Below are 13,338 nucleotides of genomic sequence, written 5' to 3'. Positions count from 1 at the left end.
GTTTTCCAGTGTTAATCATTTCAAACAAGAGCTTGAAACCTATATTCACTACTACAACCATACAAGAACCAAGTTCAGATTAAAGGGGAAAAGCCCTGTGATCTATCGCAAGCGATTTGAACTAGCAGCTTAATAAAGTTGTGTCCAATATAAAGGGGTCATTACAGCTTTAGCCCGAGGAAGCTCACCGTATACCCATGGAAAGCGAGTGATTTCCCGGACCTCCAAACACTCACCAACATAACGGAAACAGTTTCTCTCGAAACTGAGTCTTCAATTAAAGGGAGCTTAATTGTAAAAGCAACACTGAGATTTAACAGAGACAAACAGAAAAAAGCAGCACTCCTCCTGCGGAGTGCTGCTTTGCTTTGTCGTTCTTAGTATTTCTCGGAAATAGTCTTAGGGTTCATATGAAGTGCCAGATAATCCGGCCCACCTGCTTTGGAATCTGTACCAGACATGTTGAAGCCTCCAAATGGCTGGTAACCGACAATCGCCCCTGTACAATTACGGTTGAAGTATAGGTTTCCGACATGGAAATCTACAGCAGCTTGGTCGAGGTGAGCGCGATTATTAGAAATCACCGCACCTGTCAATCCGTATTCTGTGTTATTTGCAATTTCAATCGCTTCGTCAAAGTCTTTTGCTTTTGTGAAGCAGACAACCGGACCGAAGATTTCCTCTTGCTGCATACGGGAGTTTGGATCAAGATCCGCAAATACAGTAGGATCGATGAAATATCCTTTAGAATCGTCTCCCTTACCGCCAGTAACCAAACGGCCTTCCTCTTTACCTATTTCGATATAGCTCATGATCTTATCATAAGCTCCTTGATCGACTACCGGTCCCATGTAAACATTTTCTTCGGAAGCATTACCAACAGTAAGTTCTTCTGTACGCTTTTTCACTCGCTCAAGAACTTCATCGTATACATCTTCATGTACAACTGCACGGGAGCCGGAAGAACATTTCTGCCCGGAAAAGCCGAATGCTGACACGATAATCGCTTCTACTGCTGTGTCGAGATTTGCTTCGTTATCTACGACAACTGTATCCTTTCCGCCCATTTCTGCAATCACTTGTTTCAGATGTTGCTGGCCAGGCTGGATTTCAGCTGCCCGCTTGAAGATACGCGTACCTACTTCACGTGAACCTGTAAAAGAAATCAGTGCAGTTTTTGGATGATCGACAAGATAGTCACCGACTTCTCCACCGCTACCTGGGACAAAGTTCAGTACACCCTTTGGCAGTCCTGCTTCTTCCAAGACCTCAACAAATTTAGCTGCAATGACAGGACTATTGCTGGCAGGCTTCAAGACAACCGTATTACCTGTAACAATCGGTGCAATCGTAGTACCTGCCATGATGGCGAATGCTAAATTCCATGGGGGAATGACAACAGATACACCGATTGGAGTGTAAACATAACGGTTATGCTCTCCATCACGGCTATTGACAGGCTTTCCGTCTTTCAATTCCAGCATTTGACGGCCATAATATTCCAAAAAGTCTATAGCTTCCGCTGTATCCGCATCCGCTTCTTTCCATGGCTTACCTACTTCATATACGAGATAAGCAGAAAACTCGTGTTTGCGTCGGCGTACAATATTAGCAGCACGGAAAAGAATCTCAGCGCGGGAAGCTGCATCCCATTTCTTCCAGCTTTTGAATGCTTCTGCAGCTGATTGAACCGCTTGCTCAGCAATGTCTTGATTCGCTTTGGAAACATTTCCGACTACCTGTTTTGTGTCGGCAGGGTTGGTAGAAACGATTTTATCCTCGGTTTGTAGACGTTCCCCATTGACGACAAGGTCATAATCTTTTCCCAGCTCTTCTTTAACTTGTTTCAATGCAGCTTCAAATGCCTGCTTATTCTCCTCTACTGTGAAATCTGTGAATGGTTCATGACGATATGCTGTTACCATTTATAAAACCCCTTTCAATAAAATATTCGTTTTATTTACTGAAAACACCTTTGATAGCAAAGGCGATATTCGCTGGTCGTTCAGCCATCCTTCTCATAAAATATCCATACCAATCGTCACCATATGGAAGGTAGACTCTTACTGTGTACCCCTCTTTTGCTAATTCAAGCTGAGTTTGGTTCCTCATCCCATACAGCATTTGAAATTCGAATCGGTCCTTTGAAATATTCTCCTCTTCCGCTAACTTTTTTGTGAAGTCGATGATTTTATCATCGTGACTTGCAATGGCAGTGTAATGGCCATTCAAAAGATTTTTCTTAATTAAATGTTTCAGGTTGTCATCTACCATTGATTTATCGGGAAATGCCACTTTACCTGACTCTTTATAAGCACCTTTCACCAGTCGCAGATAAGGGTTACATTCGTTAAGCTCATCCAAGTCGGAATCAGAACGATATAGATACGATTGAATGACAGTTCCCAGATTATAATACTTGGTTTTCAACCGCTTATATATTTCTAATGTCCGCTCACAACGCGACGAGTCTTCCATATCAATAGTAACGATAACGTCGTGTTTTTCCGCAGTTTCTAGAATTTGTTCCATGTTTTCCATAACTACATCTTCATTGATATCAAGACCAAGAGATGTCAATTTTAATGAAACTTCAGAGTTTAAACCGTTTTCAGAAATAGTTCTAATGGTGTTCATACATTCCTGGGAACGATTTCTAGCTTCCTTTGCAGAGTTGACGAATTCCCCTAAATGATCTACTGTGACTTGCAGTCCTTGGTGATTCAATTGCTGAATCAATGGGACAGCTTCTTCAAAAGTCACCCCGCCTACTATTTTATCAGCACCGAATTTCGGTCCCCATTTTTTTGCTAAACGATCCAACAGACGGTTATTAGACAAAAACAAGAAAAAGTTTTTGCTAATGGCTTCCAACACCACCACTTCCCTTCAGTTACAGATACGTAAGGAAGATGTTCCTTCTATTCCTTGCTGTTAAACAGAATAACCAAAGTTTTTTATCTGTTAAGAAAATTGTAACGATTTTAACGCCATTCTGACAACGTGTCCTTTACACAAACATCATCCTATTAAATTGTGGTTTAACCACAACCCCTAACAATAAGTTAAGACAGGATATGAAGAAAATAAAAAAGTCCGTTACAGAGGGAGGCCCTCGTAACGGACTTTTTTATCTTTGCTTATATTTCTTCACAATGTTCCTCAAAGATGTTTTGAAGCTTGCCAACGACTTCCATCGGTTCAAAGCCCTCAATATCATGACGTTCGACCATGGTTACAATCTCTCCGTCTTTCAAAAACGCGAAGGAAGGAGAAGAAGGTGGGTAACCGACGAAATGTTGACGAGCACGTTCTGTCGCTTCTTTATCTTGACCAGCAAAAACCGTAACAAGGTTGTCCGGTCGTTTATCATAATGGATAGAGTGTGCAGCAGCAGGACGAGCAACTCCACCAGCACAGCCGCATACGGAATTGATCATGACCAGGGTGGTGCCTTTTTGCTTCAATGCTTCATCCACTTCTTCTGGTGTAGTAAGTTCCTTATAGCCAGCTTGTGATATCTCATTACGTGCCTGATTGACGACATCGTTCATATAAATATTAAAATCCATGTGTATATCCCCTTTTCAACTAGAATATCTTCTTACGTTATCTTATCAATTTTCTATTATGCTTTCAATTAAACTGGTGCCAGGCGCTGGCCATCAATTTAAAAATTATCTGAAAATACGCTTGACACCTGCTTCTTATCCAACTTATAATACAGGACAATTGCATAGATAACTCTTATCAAGAGTGGCAGAGGGACTAGGCCCGATGACGCCCGGCAACCTTTCAGACATTCGTTTGAAAAAGGTGCTAAATCCTACAGATTTCTTGATCTGGTAGATAAGATGAGGATTCGTTACAAAAATCTCTCTTCTTATTGGAAGAGAGTTTTTTTATTTTTTCAAAAATAATTCACCTGAGAGGATGGTTACATGAAAAAAAGAAGTTTAGAGGAACGTTTGCAGGATGGACCAGTCATTTGCGGAGAAGGCTACCTATTTGAATTGGAGCGTCGTGGATATTTACAGGCTGGTACATTTGTGCCAGAAGTAGCTTTAGACAATCCTCAAGCATTAAAACAAACCTATCGAGATTATATGTTAGCGGGATCAGACGTTGTACTGGCCTTTACTTACAATGCCCACCGTGAAAAAATGAGGATTATCGGAAAAGAAGAACTACTTGAGCCCTTAAACCGTCAAGCTATACGTCTGGCCAAAGAAGTAGCCAAAGAACATCCCGAAGAGGAAGCACTCGTCGCTGGGAATATATCGAATACAAACCTTTTCAATCCTGATGATCCATCCTCAAAGGAAGAGGTTCGCAGCATGTTCGCCGAAATGATCAGCTGGTGTAAAGAAGAAGGGGTAGACTTTGTCAACGGAGAAACTTTCTATTATTACGAGGAAGCAAAAATAGCTTTAGAGGAAATAAAAAAGCAAGGGCTCCCTGCTGTGATCACGTTTGGACTTATGGGTGAAAATGTATTACGAGATGGATATTCTGTTGAAGAAGGCTGCCGTTTATTGAAGGAACATGGCGCATTAGTAGTAGGAATGAACTGTTTTCGTGGACCAGCAACCATGCAGCCTCATATAGAAAAAATCCGTAAAAATGTCGATGGCTATGTAGGAGCTTTACCAATTCCATACAGAACAACCGAAGAGCACCCTACCTTCTTTAATTTGCCGGACGGCGGCTGTGCTTGCAGTATACCGACGGAGACTACATTTCCAACTTCACTCGACCCGCTTTATTGTAATCGATATGAATTGGCTTCCTGGGCAAAAGAAGCACATGAGACCGGAGTGAATTACTTTGGACTATGTTGCGGAGCATCTCCAAGCATGCTTCGTGAGGTGGCAGAAACAGTAGGCAGAGAAGCTGTAAATTCTACTTACTCTCCTAATATGGAAAAGCACTTTTTATTTGGCTCAGATGAAAACCTGCAATCCCATATCACTTCCTATAAAAATAAAGCATAGGAACAAAAGCGCAAGCGCCTTGCTCACCCCCGACAAGCTTAAGACAAGCCTCGGCGTGACGTTCTTTGTACTTTCAGACCAATTAAGTTTTTAATAAAGGTTTAAAGTATAAGTAAAACTAAGGCTTTCGACATAAATTCCCGTCGATAAGCCAAGTTTTTCTAATCACAGAGAGGATTGACTTAAGACCTCGAGGGGGGTAGGCGCTGGAGCTGGATGACACCCATTACCTAAAGTTATCCACAAAAAGAAATTTTTATAATTTTCTTAGCCAGAAATCCAAAAACTCCCGGAACCTGTAGCGGTTCACGGGAGTTTTTGTTTTAATAAATTGGTGTGTTGTCTTTATTTGTATTTTCCAGAATTTCTTTGACTCGTGCCAGGAAATTACCAGCAACGAGCCCATCCAAGACACGGTGATCTAGGGATAAACATAGGTTTACCATGTCACGTGCTGCGAACATGCCATCTTTGATGACAGGCTTTTTCACGATTGATTCCACTTGGAGAATCGCTGCCTGCGGATGATTAATGACCCCCATCGACTGAACAGAACCGAAGGAACCAGTATTGTTGACGGTGAATGTACCGCCTTCCATATCAGCAGATGTCAATTTACCATTTCTCGCCTTCATCGCAAGGTCAGTGATATCCTTCGCAATTCCTTTGATGCTCTTATCATCGGCATCCTTGATTACCGGGACGAATAGTTGATCCTCTTTAGCGACTGCGATATTCAAATTGATGGCCTTACGCTGGATAATCTTATCACCAGCCCATGTGCTGTTCAATTGCGGGTACTCTTTCAATGCCTGGGCTACCGCTTTGACAAAGAAAGAAAAGAAAGTCAGACTATAGCCTTCTTCTGCTTTGAATTTATCTTTCAGTGTATTTCTGTACTCCACCAAGCCTGTAACATCGACCTCAACCATCATCCAGGCATGAGGAATTTCAGTCTTAGACTTGACCATGTTCTGTGCAATAGCTTTTCTCACACCAGTGACAGGAATCTCTTTATCTCCAGCTTGAGTTTTTATATTAGAAGATGCAGACGTTGGTTGTGCTGGAGATGGAGCCGGTTCAGAAGATTGTGCTGGAGCTTCTTGTACCGTTTCTTGAGACTGCTTAGCTTGCGTGCCGCCAGTGGCAATCACTTTTTCTACATCTTTACGGGTGATACGGCCACCCTTGCCTGTCCCCTCTACCTGATCAAGGTCGATGTCATTCTCCTGCGCCAACCGCATAACCGCTGGTGAATAACGCTTCTTCATTGTCTTATCTTTATTTTCATGCTGCTCTTGCTTCTGTTCCTTTATCTTCTGATCGTTTTTTTCCTCAGCTGCGGGTTCTTCCACTGCAGGTTCATTTTTTGCAGGTTCTTCTGCTACATCAGCTGAGCCGCCGCCTTCTACTTCGATATAACACATTAATTCACCCACGGCGATGGTGTCGCCTTCCTGAGCTACTAATTCTTTGATAACGCCCGTAAACGATGAAGGTACTTCTGCATTTACTTTATCTGTCATCACTTCAGCAATCGGGTCGTACTTATTGACTTTATCTCCCACTTGGACCAGCCATGTGCTGATTGTGCCTTCGGTGACACTTTCGCCCAATTGTGGCATGTTTATTTTTTCTACGCCCACAGAGACTCCTCCTTTGGATTAAAATTCAGCAAGCTCCCTCATGGCTTTTTCCACTTTATCCGGATTGATCATAAAATATTTTTCCATAGTCGGTGAATATGGCATCGCAGGAACATCCGGCCCTGCCAGACGCTGTACTGGTGCATCAAGTTCAAATAAGCAGTTTTCACTGATGATGGCAGACACCTCACTGATGATGCCACCTTCTTTGTTATCTTCTGAGACGAGCAGTACTTTTCCGGTTTTTGATGCGGCTTCGATGATTGCTTCCCGATCTAATGGATAAACGGTGCGCAAGTCGAGTATATGCACATCGATTCCCTCTTCAGCCAACTTATCTGCTGCCTGTAAAGCGAAATGCACAGCTAAACCGTATGTAATCACGGTGATGTCTGAGCCTTCACGCTTTATATCCGCTTTTCCGATCGGCAGGGTATAATCTTCCTCAGGAACTTCTCCTTTAATAAGACGATAAGCCCGTTTATGTTCAAAAAATAGTACCGGATCAGGATCACGCACTGCTGCTTTCAATAGACCTTTGACATCATATGGAGTAGACGGCATAACGATTTTCAATCCTGGCTGATTTGCAAACACAGCCTCAACCGATTGTGAATGATACAATGCGCCATGAACGCCCCCGCCGTACGGTGCCCGGATGGTTATTGGACAGCTCCAGTCATTGTTGGATCGGTAGCGAATTTTTGCAGCTTCAGAAATGATCTGGTTGACAGCCGGCATGATGAAATCTGCAAATTGCATTTCAGCAACCGGACGCATACCGTACATAGCAGCTCCGATACCTACACCAGCGATTGCTGATTCAGCAAGGGGCGTATCCAAAACACGATCCGCTCCAAATTCATCATATAATCCGTCTGTAGCACGGAATACGCCACCACGTTTTCCGACATCTTCTCCCAAAACAAAAACTTTTTCATCACGCTGCATTTCTTCACGCAGCGCTTGTGTCACAGCTTGTATATAAGAAATTACTGGCATTGTCATTACCCTCCTTACTCTTCATATACGTATTTTAAAGCGGATTCCGGATCAGCATATGGAGCATTTTCTGCGTAATCAGTCGCTTCATTAACCAAATCCGTGATCTCTTCATTCATTTGCTTCTCAATATCTTCTGTTAAAATGTCTAAGCTGCGAAGGTAGTTGCCAAATGTAATGATAGAATCTTTTTTACGGGCTTCATCAACTTCTTCTTTTTCACGGTAAGTACGATCGTCATCATCACTGGAATGTGCAGTCAAACGATAAGAAACTGCTTCAATCAGTGTTGGGCCTTCTCCGTTACGTCCTCGCTCTGCTGCTTGTTTAACAACTTCGAAGACTTCAAGTGGATCATTGCCATCGACAGTATATCCTGGCATTCCATATCCAATTGCTCGATCAGAAACTTTTTCACAAGCAAGCTGCCGTTCCACTGGAATAGATATGGCGTACTTATTGTTTTCTACCATAAAGATAACTGGCAGCTTATGGACACCTGCAAAGTTTGCGCCCTCATGAAAATCACCCTGGTTAGATGAGCCTTCTCCAAATGTAACCAAGGAGACAAAGTCTTTTTTCTCCATTTTACCTGCAAGGGCAATTCCCACTGCGTGAGGCACCTGAGTCGTAACCGGAGAGGAACCTGTAACGATTCTGTTTTTCTTTTGCCCAAAGTGGCCAGGCATCTGACGGCTCCCTGAGTTCGGGTCTTCAGCTTTAGCAAACCCAGAAAGCATCAGTTCTTTTACTGTCATACCAAAAGCAATTACAACCCCCATATCCCGATAGTAAGGAAGTACATAATCCTTATCACGATCCAGTGCAAATGCCGCTCCCACTTGTGCAGCTTCCTGTCCCTGACAGGAAATGACGAATGGAATTTTCCCTGCACGATTCAACAGCCACATTCTTTCATCAACTTTTCTCGCAGTCAGCATGATCCGGTACATCTCTAATACTTGATCATCAGTCAATCCAAGTTTTTCATGGCGATTTTCAGCCATAATAATCCCTCCTTTGCATTATCCGTGAATCTGTTTTCCATCTACAGCCATCGCCGCTTCCCCAATTGCCTCCGATAAAGTCGGGTGAGGGTGAATGGATTCGGCAATTTCCCACGGTGTCGCATCGAGCACCTTGGCAAGGCCTGCTTCTGAAATCATATCCGTTACATGCGGACCGATCATATGAACCCCTAACAAGTCGTCCGTCTGTTTGTCGGCAATTATTTTGACAAATCCATCAGACTCTCCAAATACTAATGCCTTACCAATCGCTTTGAAAGAGAACTTGCCTTTTTTCACTTCATAACCAGCTTCTTTGGCCTGCTGTTCGGTCAAACCAACACTCGCAATTTCAGGGTTGGAATAAATACATGTCGGAATGTCTTCTGCTTTCAATTTGTGCGGCTTATTATCCGCCATATGCTCGACAGCTATCATCCCTTCATGGGAAGCTACATGGGCAAGCTGCAAACCTCCGATGACATCCCCAATTGCATAGATATGGCTCTCTTTTGTCTGGTAATAATCATTCGTTTCAATATAACCATTTTCGACTTTAATGTCTGTATTTTCTAAGCCGATATTTGTTACATTAGCTGCACGACCGACGGAAACCAATATTTTATCCGCTTGATAGGTCTCTTGTTTTTCTTTGACTTCCGCCTGGATCTCTACCTTGCCATCTTTTTTTAAGGTTTCTGGAAGCACTTTGGCACCAGTTACTACTTTAATACCTTTCTTTTTCATCAAACGCTGCATTTCCTTAGCTACCTCTTGATCTTCTGTCGGTAAAATCTGAGGAAGGTATTCAATGACTGTTACATCAACCCCAAAGTCTGCAAGCATAGAAGCCCATTCGATACCAATAACCCCGCCACCGATGATAATGATAGATTGAGGCAGTTCTTTCATTTCTAATGCTTCATCTGAGGTCATGATGTTTTCTCCATCAACCTCCAGACCTGGGAGTGTTTTTGGTTTGGATCCAGTGGCAATCAAAACATTTTTAGGGATAAGCATCTCATTTTCTTCCCCATTGTTCATCTCCACAGAAATGGTGCCTGGCATAGGAGAAAAAATCGATGGACCCAGTATCCGTCCAAAACCTTCAAAGATATCGATTTTCCCTTTTTTCATCAAGCCTTCTACACCTTTATGTAAGGTATCAACAATCGACTGCTTACGTTCCTGGACACGATCGAAGTTAATTGTCGGCTGCACGGTAGTGATTCCGTACTCATCAGCTTCCTGTGTTTGCCGATAAACTTCCGCACTCCTTAAAAGCGCCTTAGAAGGGATGCACCCTTTATGAAGACAAGTACCGCCCATCTTCCCTTTCTCAACAACCGCTACTTTCATACCCAGCTGAGATGCTCTTATAGCCGCTACATATCCTCCAGTACCTCCGCCAAGTACTACTAAATCATAATCATGAGCCATGCAAGACTCTCCTTTCTATTCTGTGAAATTAGGATACTGTTTTGGCAGCTCTTCCTGGTGAAGGACACGCAATGTTCCTTCATTGAGAGCCTCCAGCTCATTTTCGCCTGGATAGACCAGAATATCAGCAACCCATTTCACGCGCTCTGAAATTTGTTTTACGAACTCTTTTCCGTACGCCAGACCCCCGGTCAAGACGATCGCATCTACTTTACCTTCTAAAACCGCGCTCATGGAGCCTATCTCTTTAGCGATTTGATAAGCCATTGCGTCATAGATAAGCGCAGCTTTCCTATCGCCTTGTTCAATGCGATTTTCTATTTCTACAGCATCATTGCTCTCCAGATAAGCCACCAGGCCGCCTTTCCCGACTAGCTTCTTCATGATTTCATCACGATAATACTGTCCGGAAAAACATAAGGAAACAAGGTCGCCCGCAGGTACCGTACCTGCACGTTCTGGCGAAAAAGGTCCATCCCCGTGCAGACCGTTGTTCACATCTACTACTCGACCATTTTTATGAGCGCCTACCGTAATCCCCCCGCCCATATGGGTAACGATCAGCCTGGAAGCTTTATAGGATTGTTTAAGATCTTTAGCGGCCCGTCTGGCCACAGCTTTTTGATTCAATGCGTGGAATATGCTTTTCCTTGGTATTTCCGGCACACCAGAAACTCGTGCTATCTCCTGCAATTCGTCGACCACGACCGGGTCTACAATGAACGCTGGGATGTTCAATCCCTGGGCAATTTCATTAGCAATGATTCCGCCTAAGTTAGAAGCATGTTCTCCGTTATAACCTGCTTTCAAATCCTCCAGCATCGCATCATTGACTTCATAGGTGCCCCCTTCAATCGGACGCAGCAGACCGCCGCGTCCACAAACGGCACTAAGTTTACTGATATTGATTCCTTCTTCATCCAGCTCATTCAATATGACATGCTTACGAAACTCAAACTGATCGATGATGCGTGAATAACCCGCTACTTCTTCGGAAGTATGGCGGATAGTTTTTTCAAAAATGGAATCTTCCTCATCAAAGACACCGATCTTCGTAGATGTTGAACCTGGATTGATTACTAGAATTCTGTGAGTTTGCTGCACTGACTTAAACCTCCGTTCAACCGTTGCTGTTTATCTTCTGCTAAGAATATGGTGGCCATTTTGTAAAAACTGGCTGCGAGAATGACGCATACGCTGAATACGTTCCTCAGCCATTCTGTCAGCAGCTGCATAAGTAGGAATATTATCGCGCCTGGAAATTTCAAATACTTTTGTAACATTATCATAAATCGTTTCAACCCGCTTCATAGCGCGCTCTTTATTATATCCGTTCAATTCATCAGCTACATTGATTACTCCGCCGGCGTTGATGACATAGTCCGGTGTATAGACAATCCCTTTTTCGTGAAGGATATCGCCATGAGTCGTATCCTTCAACTGGTTATTAGCAGCTCCGGCAATTACTTTCGCCTTTAATTGGGGAATTGTTTCATCATTGATCGTAGCTCCAAGCGCACATGGTGCATAAATATCACAATCCACACCATAAATTTCTTCCGTGTCCACTGCTTTAGCTCCAAAATCATTCACTGCCCGCTGGACTGCTTCTTTATTGATATCTGTAACAATCAAATTTGCTCCTTCTTCATGAAGGTGGCTGCACAAGTTATAAGCCACATTCCCAACACCCTGTACAGCAACTGTTTTTCCTTCCAGTGAGTCGGAACCGAAGCCTTCTTTAGCTGCTGCTTTCATCCCGCGATAAACACCGTAAGCAGTTACAGGGGAAGGGTTTCCGGAAGAACCGAAAGCAGGGGAAATGCCAGTCACATAGTCCGTCTCCTCATGGATTAAATCCATATCCTGAACCGTGGTTCCCACATCTTCTGCCGTAATATAACGACCGTTCAATCCCTGTATATACCGACCGAACGCACGGAAAAGCTCTTCATTTTTATCTTTTTTTGGATCTCCGATGATAACTGTTTTTCCACCACCAAGATTCAAGCCGGCAGCCGCATTTTTGTAGGTCATACCTTTCGCCAGACGCAATGCATCCTCGATAGCTTCATCCTCCGTTTCATACGTCCACATTCTTGTTCCGCCAAGGGCCGGCCCTAACGTGGTATCATGGATAGCGATGATCGCCTTCAAACCTGAGGTTTCATCCTGGCAAAATACTAATTGCTCATAATCGTATTCCTTCATATAAGTGAAAATTTTCATCTTGTATTCCTCCTATTGTTTGTCAGATGATAATAAAGCCAGAGCGAGTGAATATATTTTACTCTCCGCTGAATCAGCGCGAGAGGTGAGAACGATCGGTGCAGCAGCCCCGCTGATGATACCGGCGACCTTCGCTTCCGCAAAGTACATGAATGACTTATATAATGCATTAGCTACCTCGATTGCCGGCACGACCAGTATGTCTGCTTCCCCTGCTACCGGTGAGTTGATTCCTTTTTGTTCAGCAGCGGTCTTGCTAACAGCGTTATCAAAGGCAAGCGGACCATCCACCTGACAATCCTTGAGCTGGCCTCTCCTATTCATCTGTGTAAGCATCGCGGCATCCATTGTAGCCGGCATCGCTGGATTGACTACTTCAACTGCAGCTAATACAGCAACTTTTGGCAGCTCTACACCTAAACTCCTCGCCACAGAGACTGCATTTTCAATAATCTGCCCTTTCTCTTCGAGTGAGGGTGCTATATTCATGGCAGCGTCCGTTAAAAATATAAGCCGATCCTGATTGGGGATTTCGAATAAAGCGGTGTGGGATAGGACATTCCCGGTTCGCAAACCGTACTCTTTATGCAGTACTGCTTTTAAAATCTCTTTGGTAGAAAGATCCCCTTTCATAACGACATGGGCTTCACCGGACTTCACAGCTTTGACAGCTTGCAAAGCTGCTTCATGTTTTTCTGTAGATTTTATTTCAATGGAGGGATGGTTAAGATCTAAGCCTGCCTCATTTGAAATACGTTCTATTTCTTTGGGTTCTCCAAACAGCAGAAACCGGCAAAGGTTACGTTGAATAGCGTTTTTGACCGCTTTCAATACCTCGGAATCTGCCGCTTGAGCTACGGAAATCGTTCTAAGTTCCGATTTATCCAGTTTTTCTACTAATGCTTCTAGTGTGCGCAAAGTCTCACCTCTTCACTATTCTACATGCAAATACCATGCCAAGTTTTTTCGTCCGTGTAAACGCTTTTTTGCAAAGATGCTGGCCTGCAATAATTGTCATAT

At 43.4% G+C, this 13,338-nt stretch carries 12 protein-coding genes and 1 riboswitch; of the genes, 2 read left to right on the top strand and 10 right to left on the bottom strand.

What is annotated here, in order from left to right; translation table 11 throughout:
• Window positions 1–133, top strand: a 133-nt coding sequence (locus BLV00_RS17720; RefSeq protein ID WP_143030743.1) for an IS3 family transposase, incomplete at its 5' end; no start/stop codon positions are given.
• Window positions 134–377: 244 nt separating this feature from the next.
• Here BLV00_RS17720 and pruA read toward each other — a convergent pair.
• The 3 genes from pruA to BLV00_RS17705 form a co-directional block, all read right to left on the bottom strand.
• Entirely contained in the window at window positions 378–1,925 is a 1,548-nt protein-coding gene (gene pruA, locus BLV00_RS17715; RefSeq protein ID WP_093046291.1) for an L-glutamate gamma-semialdehyde dehydrogenase, read from the bottom strand.
• A 31-nt stretch (window positions 1,926–1,956) separates the two neighbouring features.
• Entirely contained in the window at window positions 1,957–2,874 is a 918-nt protein-coding gene (locus BLV00_RS17710) for a proline dehydrogenase family protein (protein ID WP_093046290.1), read from the bottom strand.
• A gap of 266 nt (window positions 2,875–3,140) precedes the next feature.
• On the bottom strand, window positions 3,141–3,578 hold the full coding sequence (locus BLV00_RS17705; protein ID WP_093046289.1) for a BrxA/BrxB family bacilliredoxin: 438 nt from the start codon (window positions 3,576–3,578) through the stop codon (window positions 3,141–3,143).
• A 166-nt stretch (window positions 3,579–3,744) separates the two neighbouring features.
• A riboswitch (SAM riboswitch) is annotated at window positions 3,745–3,856 on the top strand.
• A gap of 85 nt (window positions 3,857–3,941) precedes the next feature.
• On the opposite strand from BLV00_RS17705, the gene BLV00_RS17700 reads away from it, so the two are divergent.
• Complete coding sequence (locus BLV00_RS17700; protein WP_093046288.1) at window positions 3,942–4,994, top strand: homocysteine S-methyltransferase family protein; 1,053 nt, start codon at window positions 3,942–3,944, stop codon at window positions 4,992–4,994.
• A gap of 323 nt (window positions 4,995–5,317) precedes the next feature.
• Here BLV00_RS17700 and BLV00_RS17695 read toward each other — a convergent pair whose 3' ends face one another.
• Genes BLV00_RS17695 through yqiS form a run of 7 tightly spaced genes read right to left on the bottom strand, consistent with a single transcriptional unit; the run spans window position 5,318 to window position 13,236 of the window.
• A complete protein-coding gene (locus BLV00_RS17695) occupies window positions 5,318–6,640 on the bottom strand; it encodes a dihydrolipoamide acetyltransferase family protein (RefSeq protein WP_093046287.1) in 1,323 nt (440 codons plus the stop codon).
• A gap of 18 nt (window positions 6,641–6,658) precedes the next feature.
• Window positions 6,659–7,642: an alpha-ketoacid dehydrogenase subunit beta gene (locus BLV00_RS17690; RefSeq protein ID WP_093046286.1), complete on the bottom strand. Its 984-nt coding sequence runs from the start codon at window positions 7,640–7,642 to the stop codon at window positions 6,659–6,661.
• A 14-nt stretch (window positions 7,643–7,656) separates the two neighbouring features.
• Entirely contained in the window at window positions 7,657–8,649 is a 993-nt protein-coding gene (locus tag BLV00_RS17685; RefSeq protein WP_093046285.1) for a thiamine pyrophosphate-dependent dehydrogenase E1 component subunit alpha, read from the bottom strand.
• An 18-nt stretch (window positions 8,650–8,667) separates the two neighbouring features.
• Window positions 8,668–10,089 (bottom strand): dihydrolipoyl dehydrogenase, encoded by a 1,422-nt coding sequence (gene lpdA / locus BLV00_RS17680; protein ID WP_093046284.1) that lies wholly within the window; start codon window positions 10,087–10,089, stop codon window positions 8,668–8,670.
• A 15-nt stretch (window positions 10,090–10,104) separates the two neighbouring features.
• Entirely contained in the window at window positions 10,105–11,193 is a 1,089-nt protein-coding gene (gene buk, locus BLV00_RS17675) for a butyrate kinase (RefSeq protein WP_093046283.1), read from the bottom strand.
• A gap of 30 nt (window positions 11,194–11,223) precedes the next feature.
• Window positions 11,224–12,318: a branched-chain amino acid dehydrogenase gene (gene bcd / locus BLV00_RS17670; protein WP_093046282.1), complete on the bottom strand. Its 1,095-nt coding sequence runs from the start codon at window positions 12,316–12,318 to the stop codon at window positions 11,224–11,226.
• 12 nt (window positions 12,319–12,330) lie between these two features.
• A complete protein-coding gene (yqiS, locus tag BLV00_RS17665) occupies window positions 12,331–13,236 on the bottom strand; it encodes a phosphate butyryltransferase (protein ID WP_093046281.1) in 906 nt (301 codons plus the stop codon).
• Window positions 13,237–13,338: the final 102 nt, after the last annotated feature.

Origin of the sequence: Thalassobacillus cyri, assembly GCF_900107755.1 — a bacterium.
Classification (GTDB): domain Bacteria; phylum Bacillota; class Bacilli; order Bacillales; family Halobacillaceae; genus Thalassobacillus; species Thalassobacillus cyri.
Note: the sequence above shows the minus strand (reverse complement) of the source record. Positions and strands in the feature narration are given on the sequence as shown.